Origin of the sequence: Alloalcanivorax balearicus MACL04 (genome assembly GCF_025532145.1) — a bacterium.
Lineage (GTDB): Bacteria > Pseudomonadota > Gammaproteobacteria > Pseudomonadales > Alcanivoracaceae > Alloalcanivorax > Alloalcanivorax balearicus.
On the sequence record NZ_ARXS01000001.1, the window covers coordinates 409,052 to 424,140 of the forward strand.

The following is a 15,089-nucleotide window of genomic DNA, read 5'->3' on the forward strand; positions in this document are numbered from 1 at the left end:
TAGGCAGGGCTTCGGGGTCTTTCAGCCCACGCCGAGGTTTTAACACAGTTTCTACAATCAATCTATAAGACCCTGTGGGACTTGAGAAAAGCATCCCGTAGCGAGCATTCCCGCGCACTGCTAACATGCGGTGTCGTCCTCTTGCCTGGAGCCACCATGAGCCTTGATATCGGTGTGGTGATGGATCCCATCGCCCACATAAAACCCTGGAAAGACACCACTTTATCCCTGCTCCTGGAAGCTCAGCGGCGTGGCTGGCGGCTGCACTACATGGAGCCGGGGGACCTGTACGTCCGTGATGGCCGGCCTCTGGCCACCACCCGACCGCTGCGGGTGGAAGACAACAACGATCACTGGTTCGAGCTCGGTGATGTCACGCAGACCTCGCTGCCGGATCTGGACATGATCCTGATGCGCCAGGATCCGCCGTTCAACGCCGAGTACGTTTACGCCACCTATATTCTGGAAAAAGCGGAGCGCGAGGGCGCCCTGGTGGTGAATCGTCCCGGCAGTGTCCGTGACAGCAACGAAAAGCTGTTCGCCACCGATTTCCCGCAATGCTGTGTGCCGACCCTGGTTTCCGGTCGCGCCGATCAGTTGCGGGCTTTTGTAGCGGAGTTCAATGACATCGTCATGAAGCCGCTGGATGCCATGGGCGGCGCCAATATCTTCCGGGTGTCCAAGGACAGCCCCAACACCAGCGTGATCATCGAGGTGCTGACCGATCACGGGCGCACGCCGATCATGGCGCAACAATTCATTCCCGAGATCACCAGTGGCGACAAACGTATCCTGATGATCAACGGGGAACCGGTGCCTTACGCCCTGGCGCGCATTCCCAAGGAAGGCGAGTTCCGTGGCAACCTGGCAGCCGGTGGCACCGGCCAGGGGCGGGAACTGAGCGACCGCGATCGCTGGATCTGCGGGCAGGTGGGGCCGGTGCTGCGCGAGCGGGGGCTGTATTTTGTCGGCCTGGATGTGATTGGCGACTATCTCACCGAGATCAATGTCACCAGCCCGACCTGCGCGCGGGAGCTGGACGCCATCTATGGCATCAATATCGCCGGTCAGCTTTTCGACGCTTTGCTGGAAATGCGTAGCCGGTCCTAGCGAAACAACAAAACGGGCCGGACAATAGCGACTCCTATAACAGGGCCGGCCCACCGGCCCGACATCATCCAGTTATTGACAACACGACCCATGGCCTCTGCTCAGGTTACCGCCGCCGATCGTCTCGGCTTCACACTCTTCATGGCGCTGGCCGTGCATGGCCTGGTGCTGTTCGGTGTCGGCTTCGCACCGGAGCAGCCCCGTGCCGCGCCGCGGACATTGGATGTGACACTGGCGACTCACAGTAGCGACCAGGCGCCGGACGAGGCGGACTTTATTGCCCAGGCCAACCAGGAGGGGGCCGGCGACGAAGAAGAAAAACAGGAGCTGACCACCACCGAGCAGGCGCCGTTCACCGACGCCCGGCCACGACCGGTGCAGTTGGAGCCGGACAGTGCGCCGCCACCCCGTCCGGTGTCGCGCCAGAAAGTGATCGTGACGCATTCCTTCTCGCCCCGTGCGGAACCACGGCAGCAAGAGCAGAAACAGGAGCCCAGTGAACCGCAACGCCGTGATGACAGCCTGGATCAACTCAGCCGTGAGATCGCCAGCTTGCAGGCGCGTCTGGATCAGCAGAAACAGGCCTATGCCAAACGGCCGCGGGTGCGCCGGCTCACCTCGGTTTCCACCAAGGCCCATTACGAGGCGCTTTATATCGACGCCTTCCGCCGCAAAGTGGAAATCACCGGCACTCGCCATTTTCCGGCCCGGGCTCTGACCAGCAACACCTTCGGCGGGGTGCGGCTGATGGTGGCGTTGGGCAAGAGCGGTGAAATCCGCGACATTCGGGTGTTACAGTCTTCCGGCCATGCCTTCCTGGATGAGGCGGCGGTACAGAGTGTGCGCCTGTCGGCGCCTTTTGAGCCCTTTTCCGCGGAGATGCGCGAGAATATGGACGTGCTGGAGATTATTCGCACCTGGCAGTTCGACGCCAACCGACAGGTCTCCTCACGCTGATCCGACGCTCCGTCTACTCCGGCGCCCCTCTATTCCGGCGCTCCCTCTACTCTTGCCCTGGTCCCGCGCTCCCCGGATACTGGGCCCATGACGCACAACAGCCTGAAACACCAGTTCCTGATCGCCATGCCGCAGCTGGATGATCCCAACTTCGACCGCACCGTGACCTATGTGGTGGAGCACAATCCGGAAGGGGCCATGGGGCTGACCCTGAACCGTCCGGCCGGCTTGAGCCTGCACGATATCCTGGCGGACATGGAGATCGAGGTGGAGGTGCCGCCCTCCAGTCGCCATCAGGTGGTGGCCGGTGGCCCGATCCAGCAGGAAGCTGGGTTCGTGCTGCACCGGGATGTGGAGCGCCACTGGCAGTCCACCCTGATGCTGGCGGATGGGCTCTGCATGACCACCTCACGGGACATTCTCGAGGCCATCGCCGTGGGCGAGGGGCCGGAATCCACCCTGGTGTGCCTGGGATATGCCGGTTGGAGCGAAGGCCAGTTGGAGCAGGAACTGGCGGATAATGTCTGGTTGAGCACCCCCAGCGCCCCGGAGCTGGTGTTCGAGATCCCGTTTGAACAGCGCTGGCATGCCGCGGCCGCCCGCATGGGCGTGGATATGAGTCTGATCGCCACTCAGGTGGGACACGGTTGATTCTGCTCGCTTTTGATTATGGAACCCGCAAAATCGGTGTCGCCAGCGGCAATGCCCTGATCGGTACCGCTTCGCCGTTACCGCCCCTGCCCTGCAAGAACGAACAGCCCGACTGGCAACAGATGGCCGCATTGCTGGATGAGTGGCGCCCGCAACTGGTGGTGGTGGGCCTGCCCTTGAACATGGACGGCAGTGAAAGCCATTCCAGCGAGCGCGCGCGCAAGTTCGCCCGGCGCATCCAGGGGCGGTTCGGACTGAAGGTGTATATGGTGGATGAACGGCTTTCCACCCGGGAAGCGCGGGAGCGCACCGCCACCAGAGGGCCGGATCCGAAGGTGGATTCCATGGCCGCGGTAGTGATCGCGGAGGGGTATCTGAATGGCGCCGAGCCAGTGACGCCTTGAGCCCCGGCTCGGCGGCGTCACGACCGGCTGGCCGTGACGCTGTCGGCGTTTAGCCGGCCGGAGTCCACAGCTGCTGCAGGGATCCAAGCACGCCGTCGGCCACGCCCTGGCCGCCCAGGAACTTCAGCATGGTCGGTGCGAACTGGCTCACCATGTCCGGGCTCAGCCCCATGGCGCTGAACGCGGTTTGCACGCCTTGCAGGCTTTTCACGTTGCCCAGCACACTACCGAGCAGGCCGCTGCTTTCCTGGCTGTTGCCGAGCATTTGATCCAGGCCGGATACCTTGTCGGTAACGCCGCTGAACTGGCTGGCATCCAGTTTGGTCTGGGCCAGGGCGAGCAGCGCGGCGGAACCGCCGGCGGCCTGGGCCTGGCTGACGCCGAGGTCGCTGGACAGGGTGTCGACCATGTTCTTGGCGTCACCGGCCACTTGCCACTGGCCGGTAGCCTGGTCCAGGTTGGCCTGGCCCTGCTCCGAGGCGGCATCGATGGCGCTGTTGGCTTTGTCGGTTTGCTCGCTGACCGCCTTGTTGGCGTCGTCCACTGCCTTGGTGGCTTTGTCGGTCATACCTTTCAGGTCAAAGGCGTGAGCGTTGGCGCCCAGGGTTCCTGCCAGAACCGCCCCCACAGCAATCCGAATCATCTGGTTCATAACCGTTCCTTAGTAATCGAAGTGACATGAAACAAGCTGCGCAGTGTACTCCGAAAGCCATGGTGGGTCCCGTGATGTAAACCTGTTTTTCAATTCACCCGGCAACCGCTAGACTGCTGCGAAGTGACGGCCAGAACAACAGGCCGAGGAGATGACCTTGCATTGGAATCCGGAACAGATTGACTCCTTGCTGCGGGACATGGCGTCCTCGCTGGAGAGCATGGGAAGCATGGACGGAGCGGACGATGCCGGCACCACCGCCCTGGTGGGTATCGAGTCCGGTGGCGCCTGGGTGGCGCGAGCCTTGAACGAACGCCTGAGCACACCGTTGCCATTGGGGTTCCTGGACGCCAATTTCTACCGCGATGATTTCGAGAAACGCGGTCTGAAGAAAAGCATCAAGCCGTCCAAATTGCCGTTCGACGTGGAAGGGGCGCATCTGATCCTGGTGGACGATGTGCTGATGACCGGCCGCACCATTCGTGCCGCCATGAATGAGCTGTTTGATTTTGGCCGTCCGGCCTCGATACGGCTGATGGTGTTATTCGATATCGGTCGGCGCGAGTTACCTATTCGCGCCGATATTTGCGGCGAGGTGTTGTCCCTGCCCGCCGATCAACGGGTGGAACTGAGCGGACCGGATCAGTTGGAAGCATCGGTGCAGGCCGTCCGGAACGGACACTGATGCCATAAACTTTGGCATTATGCCCAGGTCCATAGCATTCTGCCCCGGTCAATAGTTAGAATGTGGCGGATCCGCGCATCCCGGCCGCGGAGCATGCCATAGGTTCTGTCCGTGCCCACAGACCCTGGAAATAAGGTTTCAGGAATGACGCTTGCGCCGCCCTCCTCCCGCGTGCAGCTCACCGATGATGGAAAGCTGCGCCATTTTCTCTCCTTGGAACACCTTTCCCGTCCGCTTTTGGAAGACATCCTCGATACCGCCGCCGGTTTCGTCGACGTTGGCGGACGGGCGATCAAGAAAGTGCCGCTGCTGCGCGGCAAGACCGTGGTCAATCTGTTTTTCGAATCCAGTACCCGGACCCGCAGCACTTTCGAACTGGCCGCCAAGCGCTTGAGCGCGGACGTGCTCACCCTGGACATCGCCAAGTCCGCCACCAGCAAGGGCGAGACGCTGCTGGATACTCTGCGCAATCTGGAGGCGATGGCGGCGGATATGTTCGTGGTACGCCATCAGGATTCCGGCGCCCCGTTTTTTATCGCCGAACAGGTGACGCCGAGAGTGGCGGTCATCAATGCCGGTGACGGGCGTCACGCGCACCCCACTCAGGCGATGCTGGATATGTACACCATCCGCCACTACAAGGGCGGCTTCGAGGGCCTCAAGGTGGCCATCGTCGGGGACATCCTGCACTCACGGGTGGCCCGCTCCCAGATCCACGCGCTCAATATCCTGGGCGCCGAGGAAGTGCGGGTGATCGCGCCGCGCACCCTGCTGCCGGCGGATGCCGACGCGCTCGGTGCCACCGTATTCACCGACATGGTCCAGGGCATCGAGGATGTGGACGTGGTGATCATGCTGCGCTTGCAGAAAGAGCGTATGGATTCCGCCCTGCTGCCCAGCGAAGGCGAGTTCTTCCGCCTCTACGGCCTGACCAATGAGAAGCTCAGCCACGCCAAACCGGACGCCATCGTCATGCATCCGGGGCCGATCAACCGAGGTGTGGAAATCGCTTCGGAAGTGGCCGACGGACCCCGCTCGGTGATTCTCAACCAGGTTACCTTCGGCATCGCCGTGCGCATGGCGGTGATGTCCATGGCCATCAGCGGCCAGGAAAGTCTGGACGCGGCTCAGGCAGCCCGGGAGGAGAGCGGCCATGGACACTAAAGCCAACCTGCTGATCCGCAAGGGACGGGTGATCGACCCGGCCTCCGGCCGTGACGACGTCGCCGACCTGTTGGTGGAGGAAGGTCGTCTGGTGCGGGTGGGCGCGAGTCTGGATGCACCGGGGGCGGAAATCATGGAAGCCGAAGGGCTATGGGTGATTCCCGGCCTGGTGGACAGTTGCGTGCATCTGTCGCTGCCCGGTGAGGGCCCCTGGACCGGTGACGTGGCCTCGGAATGCCGCGCCGCCGCGGGCGGGGGGATCACTCATATGGCGGTGCAGCCGGACTGCGGCCCGGTGGACAGTACCGCGGTGGTGCGTCTGATCCGGGAACAGGCCGGGCAGGCCAACTTTGCCCGGGCCCTGCCGGTGGCGGCGTTGACTCAGGGTCTGGCGGGTGAGCATCTGGCGGAAATGCAGACCCTGGCCCAGGCAGGCTGTATCGCGGTGGGCCAGGCCGGCGCGTCCGTGGCGAGCTCCCTCACGCTCAAGCGCTGTCTGGAATACGCCGCCACCTTTGATTTGCTGGTGCTGTTCCGGCCCGAGGACGCTTCCCTGACCGCCGGAGGCTGCGCCCACGACGGCGCCGTGGCGGCCCGTCTCGGCCTGCCTGGCATTCCCGCGGTGGCGGAATCGGTGGCCCTGTCCCGGGACCTGTTGCTGGTGGAAGCCACCGGGGTGCGGGCCCACTTCCAGCAGATCTCCAGCCGCCATTCACTGACCTTGATTCGGGAAGCAAAACGCCGTGGTTTACCGGTTACAGCGGATGTGAGCATTCACCATCTTCTGCTCGACGAGTCCGCCCTGGAGGGCTTCGACAGCCGCTGCCATGTGCTGCCACCGCTGCGTACAGTGGAGGACCGGCAGGCATTACTGGACGCGGTGGCCGACGGCACCCTGGATGCCATTTGTTCCAAACATCAACCGCTGGGCTCGTTCAGCAAGGCTGCGCCGTTCCCGTCCACCCGGCCGGGTATTTCCGGGCTCGATACTCTGCTGCCGTTGGTGCTGAAACTGGTTCAGGACGGTGCCTTGCCGCTGCACCGGGCACTGGACGCGGTGACCTCGGCGCCGGCCCGTTGCCTGGGGATTCCCGCGGGTCAGTTGGAAACCGGGCGGATGGCCAATCTGGCGGTGGTGGCGCCGGATGAACAGCGTGTCATGCATGAGCGTTGGCTTTCCCGCGGCCGTAACTCGCCCTGGTTTGATGCCGTGTTGCCCGGCTCGGTACGCCGCACCCTGTGTAATGGCGAGGTGAGCTGGCTGGCCGAATAGCCCCGGCGGATCCGGTCACGGCGCCTCCGGCGCCGGCCGGGTCTGGAAAACGTACGAGGCCAGAACCTCCTCGTTCATCAGCCCCGGCGCCGCCTGCAAGCGGCCTTTGGGATCCAGGAACAGGGTCGCCGGCGTACCGCGCAAGCCAAGCTGCATCATCAGGATGGTATTGGCCTGGAGGGCGTTTTCCACCTCGGCGGGGATGTCCCGCAACGGCTCGATGCCACCCTGGTCGAAATCACCTTGGGCTTTGTTCAGAGCCGCTTGCGGATCCTTGGCATCGAGCACCGCCGCGCCCTTGCCCAGACTGGTGGGCTTGATCAGAGCGACGATGATGTGACGCACCTGGACGTCGTTGTCCGCGTTCTGCAGAAATGGTCGCATCATTTGCCACTGGCTGGCGCAATACGGGCACTCCATGTCGGTGAACATGTACACCACCCGCTCCGGATCGTCCGCGCCTTCCGCCACCCAATGGCTTTGTTCCAACATCTCGAAGACCCGTTTTTGCACGGCGGCCTGGTCCTCCTGATCGTCGGCGTGTGCCAGCGGGACGATGAACAGGGTGGCCATCAACAGCAATGGCAGGGACAATAAACGAAGCATGGCGTTACTCCTTGATGTACGGAGCCAGCAGATGGCGCAGGCTGGCGTCGGAAAGCGGGCCCACATGGCTGCCAACCAGGCGGCCGCGGGCATCGATCAGCACCGTGGTGGGGAGCGCGCTGCTGCCGAGAGCGCGCAGCAGATCACTGTGCGGATCGGCCAGGACCCGTTGCAGGCGCAATGACTGTTCGGTGAGATAAGCGCGAATTCGGGCGCTGCTCTCGCCCTGATTCACGTAGACAAAGTCCACCTCGGGATAGAGCCGCTGTCCCTGTTGCAGCACCGGCATTTCCCGGCGGCAGGGCGGACACCAACTGGCCCACAGGTTGACCACGGTGACAGTGGCCGGGCCGCTGTCGAGCAGGTGAACAGGGCGTCCTTGCAGATCTTGCAGGGCTACTTCCGGGGCCATGGGGCGCACGCCGCTGAAGGCCATCACCGTGGCCAGCACCGGCACGGCCACCACGGCGCCCACCGCCAGCGTCCGCAGCAGTTCACCACCCGCGTGCCGATGGCGCAGCCAGCCCAGAGTGGCGCCAACGACGGCGCCGGCAACCCCGCCCGGCCACCACCAGCCGCCGTCGCGGATGTCGATCAGCGCCCAGGTCAGGCCATATTGATCCCAGTAGCGACCGACAAAGGCCAGGCGCGCACCGACCAGAGCGCCGGTCAGCAGCCACCACAGCAAAGGCTCGGCGTCCGCCCGGCCGCTCCGGCGCCGCCACACGGTGGTCAACCAGGCGCTCAGCAACAAAGCCAGCCAGGGTATCGCCATCCATGGCAGGGCCAGCGGGCCCAGCGTGAAGGTGGTCATTCGCGGCTCCTCCGATAACGTGGATTAGTGTGCGGGGCGTCGATTAACGCACCATTAGCTCGCCGCGGCTTGCGAACCGCAGTTGGGGGAACTGCTCATTCGCTGCCAAGGCAGCTTCCCACAGAGGGGGCCACGAAGCCGCTGTGGGAAGCTGCCTTGGCAGCGAATAGCCGTGTTGGCCAGCCCCCCGTTAATGGTCGGCTAATACGGCGGTGCTATTCTGGAGTACCCGGGGCTGGACGTCCTGGTGATCCGTTCGTTGGAGCCTGGAAGACAATGCACGTACTACTGGTGGAAGACGACGCCCTGCTGGGCGACGGCGTAAGCGCCGGTCTTGAGGCCCACGGCTTCACCGTGGCCTGGGTCACCCGTGCGGCGGAAGCGGATCGGGCTTTGGCCAGTTGCCACTTCGATGTGGTGGTGTTGGATCTGGGGCTGCCGGACGAGGACGGTCTGGTACTGCTGCGGCGCTGGCGCCGCCGTCGGCGGGATGAGCCGGTACTGGTGCTCACCGCCCGGGACCGGGTGGCCCACAGGGTCGATGGCCTTGATGCCGGCGCCGATGATTACCTGGTCAAACCCTTCGATCTCAATGAGCTGGTGGCGCGTTTGCGGGCCTTGCTGCGTCGTGCCCAGGGCCGTGCCGCGCCCTGGATCGAATATGGCCGCCTGCGTTTCGATCCGGGCCAGCAGCGGGTCTGGCTGGATCAGCAGCCGGTTTCACTGGCCCGGCGGGAACGGGCGCTGCTCCAAGCGTTGCTGCAGAGCCGGGGGCGATTGCTGACCGTGGACGAGCTTACCGATCGTGTGTACGGCTGGACCGGTGGCGTGGAGAGCAATGCCCTGGCCGTGCACATCCACAATCTGCGCCGCAAGTTGGGGGAAAATCTGATTGAAACGGTGCGTGGCGAAGGCTACCGACTGGGGAGCCCGCCGTGATTCATGCACGAAGCCTGCGCGCGCGCCTGCTCTGGGCTTTGGGACTGGGGTTGTCGTTGCTATGGCTGCTGCTGGCGATCTGGCTGCATGGTGAAACCCGGGACCGGCTGTCGGACATGCTCGACCATCGTCTGGCGGCTTCGGCGCGGATGGTGGCGTCACTAATCACCGCCAGTGGCGCCACCCCGAAACAGGCCGTGGACAACCCGGACGACATGCCCTTCCAGGGTATCGCCTGCGAAGTCAGTGTGCTGCGCGGTGAGATCCTGGCGCGCAGTGCCGGGGCGCCGCCGGGGGAGCTGGTGCTGCCGCAGGACGGCTTCGGCGAGCGCCGGTTGGACGGTGAGGCCTGGCGCATCTACACCATTACCGAGGGCGATCTGCGCGTGGCTTCCGCCGAGCGCGTCAGCGGCCGGACCCGCTTCCTTCACCGTATGGCGGTGATGCTGATGGTGACGCTGGTGGCCGGTCTGCTGGCCAGTCTGGCGCTGGTCTGGTGGGCGGTGGGACGGGCGCTCAGACCGGTGTCCTCGCTGCACAAGCAGTTAACGACGCGGGACCTGGAGGACACCCGGCCATTGACGCTGGCGCCGGGGGCCGGTGAGTTGGCGCCGATGGTAGCGTCATTGAATCACTGGCTGGCGCAAAGCGGCCGCGCGCTGACCCGGGAGCGGGAACTGACCGATAACCTGGCTCATGAACTGCGTACGCCCTTGGCGGCGATTCGCACCCAGCTACAGGTAGCGCGGATCACCTCTGGAGAACAGGCGGAGCGGGCGCTGGCGGCGGCGGAGCAGGCCACTGTGAGGCTGGGAGGCAGCCTGGAGCAGTTATTGGCGCTGGCGCGTGAAGACCGCGTTCCCGGTGAGGCGCCGCCCTGCCCGCCCCTGGCCGAAGTGGCGGCCAGCGTATTGGAGGAATTCCCCGGCCAGGATCCCCGGCGGGAGCTGGCGGAAGGCGGCCAATCGGCGCCGCTGGCGCCGGAAGGGCTGGTTCGTATCGCCATGCGCAATGTGCTGGATAACGCGCTGCGCCACAGCCCCCGGCTGGGCGTGATCAGCATTGGGTTCGAGGAGAGGGACGGCCTGTGCTGGCTGACGGTTGCCGACCAGGGGCCCGGTATTCCCGAGGCGCGGCAACGGCGTGTTCTGGATCGGGGCTGGCACGGCCATGACGGAGGTCATGGCCTGGGACTGGCCATCGTCGCCAGTATCATGGCCCGCACCGGCGGGCGATTGCGGCTGGAGAACCGTCCGCCGGGCGGGCTGCTGGTCAGTCTGGGGTGGCCACCGGCGGATAGCGATTGAACATTTCCCGCACCATGGTATCGATACGCTCCGCCCGTCGTTCCGTGGCCATCTCGAAGTAGAGGGTGTCGCGGCTGGTGCCCTGCCAGACCACCTGCTTGTCGCCGCGGTCCACCAGCGCGATCTGCAGGCGGTATTCCTGGTTGGTCTGTCCTTCCACCGGGGTCGTGGTGGACAGACCGTAGCGATCACGCCAGAAACCGAAGCCGAACTGCACCGAGCTGCCCTGGAAACGATCCACCGGAACGAAGCGGTAGCGCACCAGCAGATCGGCGCTGCTCTCGTCAGCGGGTTGCAGCGGACTGTTGGCCAGTGCCTCGCGCACTGCCGTTTGCACTCGCTGGCCATCCAGGCTCAGCGCTTCCTGATCTTCCTTCGGTGGATCAAAGGCATAACTGTGATATTGGCTGAAATCGGTCTGCGCGCGCTGGTCGATGACCACTGGCGCGACACAACCCGTTAGCAGGAGGGCAAGGATCAGAGCGACGGTACTGCGCATGGGAATGCCTCCAGAGCGAATCTTGCTTCAGTATAGACCGGGTGTGATTAATGGTCAGTGTCCGGGTTCCGGCAACTGGCTTTCAGGCTTTCACCGAGGAATCGCGCGGCGCGGCCAGCGTATTGCCCGTCCGCGTAGACCAGGTACAGGTCTCCGTAACGTTCCCCTCCCTCCTTGAGCGGCAGAGGTTTGAGGCTGCCGGCTTCAAGATCCTCTTCCACCTCGGTTTCCGGCGCCCAGGCAAACCCCAGCCCGCGCAGCAGTGCCTCCCGCCGACTGCCCCCGTAGGAGAAGGTCCAGCGTTGCTCGGCACCGAGCCAGCCGGAATCCAGGCGGCGCTTGCCGGAATCCCGGATCACCAGCTGGCGGTGCGCACGCAGATCTTCCAGGCTCAGCTCGCCCTTCTGGTGCAGGGGGTGGTCGGGAGCGGCCACGGCAATGAAGCGCACCCGCATCAGATGATCGCCCATGAACCCGGGCGGTACCCGGCCGGTAACCACCACGTCCGCTTCGTGCCGGAGCAGCGCCTCCTCGGATCCCGACAATACGGTTTCCTGGAATTCCACCCGGGTCAGCGGGCTTTCCTCGGCCAGAGTGACCAGAGCGCACAACGCCTGCTGACGGGGAAACAAGGCGTCCGCCGCGAGCCGCACCAGAGGTTCCCAGCCATGGCTGGACTGGATTGCCGAGTTTTCGATACGGCCCGCTTCTTCCAGCAACAGCTTGGCCTGCCGGTAGAGCATATCGCCGGTTTCCGTCAGCTTGGCGCGGCGGCCCTCCAGAGTGAAGGCGCGGATACCCAGCTCGGTTTCGATCTTCTGTACGGCATAGCTGATCGCGGATTGGCTTTTGCCCAATGCCTCGGCGGCGGCGGCGTACCCGCCTTCGTCCACCACGGCGATCAGGGCTTGCCATTGGTCCAGGGAGATTTTGGTCGACATATCAGATATTTCGAAGATATTGCTCGAATAGTTGCTGTTTTATATCGGATCAGACGAAAAGACAATGATGTCATTCGATTATTACGGAGCAGCAGCCATGACCCGCATTCTTTACCTGCAGAGCAGCATCTTTGGTGACCAGGGCCAGTCCAGCCAGATGGCCACGGCTTTCATCGAGGCTTATCAGGCCCGGCATCCCGGCACCGAAGTGGTGGTCCGCGATCTGGTCAATGACGGCGTGCCTCACCTGGACCTGGCCCGTGCCGGTGCGCTGCGCGGCTTTGCCGACAGCCTGGACGATGAGCAGAAAGCGGCGCTGGCCCTGTCCGATGCCCTGGTGGAAGAGTTGCGGACGGCGGATTTGGTGGTGGTCGGACTGCCGATGTACAACTTCGGCGTGCCCACCCAGTTCAAGGCCTGGTTCGACCATATCGCCCGGGCCGGAGTGACCTTCCGCTACACCGCCGACGGTCCGGAAGGGCTGGTGGCTGACCGCCCGGTGCGGGTGTTCGCCTCGCACGGTGGTTTCCATGTGGGCCAGCCCCATGAAACCAGCACCACCTTTATCAAAGCGATTTTCGGCTTCATCGGTATTGAGGATGTGCGCTTCATTTACGCCGAGGGTTTGAACATCAGTGAGGATGTGAAAGAGGAAGCCCTGGAAAAGGCGCGAGTGGAAACAGAAGCGGCGCTGGCGGCCCTGTAAATCACCGCGATCGGCTGACGCGGCAAACGGCAAAGTAAGGAGAGCACCATGGGATTATTGGTGGACGGTAAATGGCAGGATAAGTGGTACGACACCGACAGTACCGGTGGCCGCTTCAAGCGGTCGGAAAGCCAATTCCGCAACTGGGTAACCGCCGATGGCGAGGCCGGGCCCAGTGGCGAAGGCGGCTTCAAGGCGGAAAGCGGGCGCTATCATCTGTACGTTTCCTATGCCTGTCCCTGGGCTCACCGCACCTTGGTAATGCGGGCCTGGAAAGGTCTGGAGCAGCACATTGGCGTGTCCGTGGTGCACCCGCTGATGCTGGAAAACGGCTGGGAACTGGGTACGGATTTCGACGGCGCCACGGGCGACCCGCTGTACGGTCTGAGCAAGCTGTACGAGCTGTATTTGAAGGCCGATCCACAGTACACCGGCCGGGTCACGGTGCCGGTGCTGTGGGACAAACAGCGTGAAACCATTGTCAGCAATGAGTCGGCGGAAATTATTCGCATGCTCAACCAGGCCTTTGACGGTCTGGGCGCGAAGGCCGGTGACTATTATCCGGAGTCGTTGCGCACGAAGATCGACGCTGTCAATGACACCATCTATAACCGCGTCAATAACGGCGTCTACAAGGCCGGTTTCGCCACCAGCCAGGGGGCCTATGACGAAGCGGTGGTGTCACTGTTCGACACCCTGGAAGAGTTGGAGCAGCGGCTGAGCCGGCAACGGTATCTGGTGGGCAATACACTCACCGAAGCGGATTTGCGGCTGTGGACCACGCTGGTGCGTTTCGATGCGGTTTACGTCACCCATTTCAAATGCGACCGGCGCCGCATCAGTGACTACCCGAACCTCAACGGGCTGCTGCGTGAACTGTATCAACTGCCCGGTGTGGCGGAGACCGTGCATATGGATCACATCCGTCACCATTATTTCCGCAGTCACCCGACGGTGAACCCCCACGGGATCATCCCGATCGGGCCGGAACTGGATTTTACCGCGCCGCATCAGCGTGAACGGCTGGGCGAGCGGGAAGTACGTGGCGCCTGATCCTGGGCACCATGAAAGCCCCGAGGGGCGAGGAGGAAACATGAAAGACAGACAAGTGCTGCATACCATCCGGGCTATGGAAACCTCCGACGGCGCCGGCGTGCGGCTCAAGCGCGCCCTGGGTCAAAACCCGGCGGTGCGTCTGGATCCGTTCCTGATGCTGGATGCGTTCTCCTCTGATAACCCGGACGACTACATTGCCGGTTTTCCGCCCCACCCTCATCGGGGATTCGAGACCGTCACCTACCTGGTGGAAGGCCACATGCGCCACCGCGATCACCTGGGTAACGAGGGCGATCTGCAACAGGGCGGTGTGCAGTGGATGACCGCCGGGCGCGGCATCATCCACGAGGAAATGCCCCAGCAGGAAGACGGTTTGCTGCGCGGGTTCCAGTTGTGGATCAACCTGCCGGCGGCGGAAAAAATGAAACCCGCCGGCTACCGCGATATCCAGGATCGCGAAATACCACGGCTGGATCTGCCGACTGGCGGACAGATCAAGGCGATTGCCGGGAAAGTAGACCTTGCCGGTGCGTCACTCACCGCGCCGGTGCATGGCGGCAGTACCGACCCGCTCTACCTGGATGTGATCTTGCGCCCCGGCGAGAGCGTCTCGGTACCGCTGACGCCGGGCTACAACGCTTTCCTGTATCTGTTCGAAGGCGCGGTGACGGTGGCGGAAGAGACGGTGGCGGTGGACCATGTGGCGGTACTCACCGACGGTGACCGGGTCACCCTGGTCGCGGGACGGGATGGCGCCCGGTTGCTGCTACTGGCGGGCCGGCCGCTGGGTGAGCCGGTGGCACAGTACGGCCCCTTTGTGATGAACACGCAGGAGGAGCTGGAACAGGCCCTGCAGGATTATCGCAACGGGACCCTTACCGAACCGGCCTGAGGCCAATGCTCCAAGCCCCGCTTCGGCGGGGCTTTTCTTGTGCGCCCGGCACGGGCGCACTCCTGGAGGTGCAAGTCCTCCCGTAAGCTGGCCACAGCGAACGAAGTGAAGCGCAACTGCGGAAGGGCGACCGACCGTGGGGAGGAAGCGTGGAGCGTAAACCGTGAGCCGATGAACAAGAATCGGATACGAGGCACGGCCGAGCAGGGCGAGCGGGCAAGAAGCCGCGAAGCTCTTGTGGCCAAGGCGAGGTGGTGTAAATCCGGCGGTTGTACCCATAGGGCATAAATGCGGTGAAGGAGTGCGTTCTTACCCGGGGAGATCTCGCCTTATGCCTGAAAGGGCGACGTGGAGACACGGAGCGAGAAGTCAGCAGAAGCCATAGTAGTTGCCAGTACGGGACTGAAGTGGCCTAATGATCTTGGACACCCAC

General features: G+C 63.6%; 17 protein-coding genes. 12 read left to right on the top strand and 5 right to left on the bottom strand.

Annotated features, from left to right (window positions below; translation table 11 throughout):
* The first annotated feature begins 156 nt into the window (after positions 1 to 156).
* The 4 genes from gshB to ruvX all read left to right on the top strand — a co-directional run bounded on the left by gshB (position 157) and on the right by ruvX (position 3,122).
* Positions 157 to 1,110, top strand: a complete 954-nt coding sequence (gene gshB / locus MA04_RS01850) for a glutathione synthase (RefSeq protein ID WP_262459258.1) — start codon at positions 157 to 159, stop codon at positions 1,108 to 1,110.
* Positions 1,111 to 1,200: 90 nt separating this feature from the next.
* Positions 1,201 to 2,067, top strand: coding sequence for an energy transducer TonB (locus MA04_RS01855; protein ID WP_262459259.1), 867 nt, complete (start codon positions 1,201 to 1,203; stop codon positions 2,065 to 2,067).
* 87 nt (positions 2,068 to 2,154) lie between these two features.
* A complete protein-coding gene (locus MA04_RS01860) occupies positions 2,155 to 2,718 on the top strand; it encodes a YqgE/AlgH family protein (protein ID WP_022997464.1) in 564 nt (187 codons plus the stop codon).
* Positions 2,718 to 3,122, top strand: coding sequence for a Holliday junction resolvase RuvX (gene ruvX, locus MA04_RS01865; RefSeq protein ID WP_262459271.1), 405 nt, complete (start codon positions 2,718 to 2,720; stop codon positions 3,120 to 3,122). Before MA04_RS01860 ends, ruvX begins: the two co-directional genes overlap by 1 nt.
* 49 nt (positions 3,123 to 3,171) lie before the next feature.
* Here the strand turns inward: ruvX and MA04_RS01870 are convergent, their stop codons facing one another.
* The gene (locus MA04_RS01870; RefSeq protein ID WP_262459260.1) at positions 3,172 to 3,774 is read right to left on the bottom strand and encodes a DUF2780 domain-containing protein; all 603 of its coding nucleotides are present in this window, start codon (positions 3,772 to 3,774) and stop codon (positions 3,172 to 3,174) included.
* Positions 3,775 to 3,931: 157 nt separating this feature from the next.
* On the opposite strand from MA04_RS01870, the gene pyrR reads away from it, so the two are divergent.
* The 3 genes from pyrR (at position 3,932) to MA04_RS01885 (ending at position 6,896) form a co-directional block, all read left to right on the top strand.
* The gene (pyrR, locus tag MA04_RS01875; protein WP_240342706.1) at positions 3,932 to 4,459 is read left to right on the top strand and encodes a bifunctional pyr operon transcriptional regulator/uracil phosphoribosyltransferase PyrR; all 528 of its coding nucleotides are present in this window, start codon (positions 3,932 to 3,934) and stop codon (positions 4,457 to 4,459) included.
* Between the two features lie 144 nt (positions 4,460 to 4,603).
* Positions 4,604 to 5,623: an aspartate carbamoyltransferase catalytic subunit gene (locus tag MA04_RS01880; RefSeq protein ID WP_163124668.1), complete on the top strand. Its 1,020-nt coding sequence runs from the start codon at positions 4,604 to 4,606 to the stop codon at positions 5,621 to 5,623.
* Positions 5,613 to 6,896, top strand: a complete 1,284-nt coding sequence (locus tag MA04_RS01885; RefSeq protein WP_262459261.1) for a dihydroorotase — start codon at positions 5,613 to 5,615, stop codon at positions 6,894 to 6,896. The genes MA04_RS01880 and MA04_RS01885 overlap by 11 nt, the downstream gene beginning before the upstream one ends.
* Positions 6,897 to 6,911: 15 nt before the next feature.
* On the opposite strand, the gene dsbG is transcribed toward MA04_RS01885, so the two are convergent.
* The gene (gene dsbG, locus MA04_RS01890; RefSeq protein WP_262459262.1) at positions 6,912 to 7,502 is read right to left on the bottom strand and encodes a thiol:disulfide interchange protein DsbG; all 591 of its coding nucleotides are present in this window, start codon (positions 7,500 to 7,502) and stop codon (positions 6,912 to 6,914) included.
* A gap of 4 nt (positions 7,503 to 7,506) precedes the next feature.
* Positions 7,507 to 8,316 (bottom strand): TlpA disulfide reductase family protein, encoded by an 810-nt coding sequence (locus MA04_RS01895; RefSeq protein ID WP_262459263.1) that lies wholly within the window; start codon positions 8,314 to 8,316, stop codon positions 7,507 to 7,509.
* 276 nt (positions 8,317 to 8,592) lie between these two features.
* Here MA04_RS01895 and MA04_RS01900 point away from each other — a divergent pair, with 276 nt between their 5' ends.
* Both MA04_RS01900 and MA04_RS01905 read left to right on the top strand, forming a co-directional pair.
* The gene (locus MA04_RS01900; RefSeq protein ID WP_262459264.1) at positions 8,593 to 9,255 is read left to right on the top strand and encodes a response regulator; all 663 of its coding nucleotides are present in this window, start codon (positions 8,593 to 8,595) and stop codon (positions 9,253 to 9,255) included.
* Entirely contained in the window at positions 9,252 to 10,562 is a 1,311-nt protein-coding gene (locus MA04_RS01905; protein WP_262459265.1) for a sensor histidine kinase, read from the top strand. Before MA04_RS01900 ends, MA04_RS01905 begins: the two co-directional genes overlap by 4 nt.
* Here MA04_RS01905 and MA04_RS01910 read toward each other — a convergent pair.
* Positions 10,528 to 11,061 carry a DUF4136 domain-containing protein gene (locus MA04_RS01910; protein ID WP_262459266.1) on the bottom strand — a complete coding sequence of 178 codons (534 nt, stop codon included), beginning with the start codon at positions 11,059 to 11,061 and terminating at the stop codon, positions 10,528 to 10,530. The genes MA04_RS01905 and MA04_RS01910 overlap by 35 nt on opposite strands.
* A 47-nt stretch (positions 11,062 to 11,108) precedes the next feature.
* Positions 11,109 to 12,002, bottom strand: a complete 894-nt coding sequence (locus MA04_RS01915; protein ID WP_163124647.1) for a LysR family transcriptional regulator — start codon at positions 12,000 to 12,002, stop codon at positions 11,109 to 11,111.
* 97 nt (positions 12,003 to 12,099) lie between these two features.
* Between MA04_RS01915 and MA04_RS01920 the strand changes: the two genes are divergently transcribed.
* Genes MA04_RS01920 through MA04_RS01930 form a run of 3 tightly spaced genes read left to right on the top strand, consistent with a single transcriptional unit; the run spans position 12,100 to position 14,656 of the window.
* Positions 12,100 to 12,708, top strand: a complete 609-nt coding sequence (locus MA04_RS01920) for an FMN-dependent NADH-azoreductase (protein WP_262459267.1) — start codon at positions 12,100 to 12,102, stop codon at positions 12,706 to 12,708.
* 48 nt (positions 12,709 to 12,756) lie between these two features.
* Complete coding sequence (locus tag MA04_RS01925; RefSeq protein ID WP_262459268.1) at positions 12,757 to 13,761, top strand: glutathione S-transferase family protein; 1,005 nt, start codon at positions 12,757 to 12,759, stop codon at positions 13,759 to 13,761.
* Between the two features lie 40 nt (positions 13,762 to 13,801).
* The gene (locus tag MA04_RS01930) at positions 13,802 to 14,656 is read left to right on the top strand and encodes a pirin family protein (protein WP_163124638.1); all 855 of its coding nucleotides are present in this window, start codon (positions 13,802 to 13,804) and stop codon (positions 14,654 to 14,656) included.
* Positions 14,657 to 15,089 lie beyond the last annotated feature (433 nt).

Coding starts and splice junctions, on each gene's coding strand:
- MA04_RS01855 (WP_262459259.1), top strand. CDS start 1,201: ATGGCCTCTGCTCAGGTTACCGCCGCCGATCGTCTCGGCTTCACACTC.
- dsbG (WP_262459262.1), bottom strand. CDS start 7,502: ATGCTTCGTTTATTGTCCCTGCCATTGCTGTTGATGGCCACCCTGTTC.
- MA04_RS01910 (WP_262459266.1), bottom strand. CDS start 11,061: ATGCGCAGTACCGTCGCTCTGATCCTTGCCCTCCTGCTAACGGGTTGT.
- MA04_RS01930 (WP_163124638.1), top strand. CDS start 13,802: ATGAAAGACAGACAAGTGCTGCATACCATCCGGGCTATGGAAACCTCC.
- MA04_RS01885 (WP_262459261.1), top strand. CDS start 5,613: ATGGACACTAAAGCCAACCTGCTGATCCGCAAGGGACGGGTGATCGAC.
- MA04_RS01915 (WP_163124647.1), bottom strand. CDS start 12,002: ATGTCGACCAAAATCTCCCTGGACCAATGGCAAGCCCTGATCGCCGTG.
- MA04_RS01880 (WP_163124668.1), top strand. CDS start 4,604: ATGACGCTTGCGCCGCCCTCCTCCCGCGTGCAGCTCACCGATGATGGA.
- MA04_RS01895 (WP_262459263.1), bottom strand. CDS start 8,316: ATGACCACCTTCACGCTGGGCCCGCTGGCCCTGCCATGGATGGCGATA.
- MA04_RS01920 (WP_262459267.1), top strand. CDS start 12,100: ATGACCCGCATTCTTTACCTGCAGAGCAGCATCTTTGGTGACCAGGGC.
- MA04_RS01860 (WP_022997464.1), top strand. CDS start 2,155: ATGACGCACAACAGCCTGAAACACCAGTTCCTGATCGCCATGCCGCAG.
- MA04_RS01870 (WP_262459260.1), bottom strand. CDS start 3,774: ATGAACCAGATGATTCGGATTGCTGTGGGGGCGGTTCTGGCAGGAACC.
- gshB (WP_262459258.1), top strand. CDS start 157: ATGAGCCTTGATATCGGTGTGGTGATGGATCCCATCGCCCACATAAAA.
- MA04_RS01900 (WP_262459264.1), top strand. CDS start 8,593: ATGCACGTACTACTGGTGGAAGACGACGCCCTGCTGGGCGACGGCGTA.
- MA04_RS01925 (WP_262459268.1), top strand. CDS start 12,757: ATGGGATTATTGGTGGACGGTAAATGGCAGGATAAGTGGTACGACACC.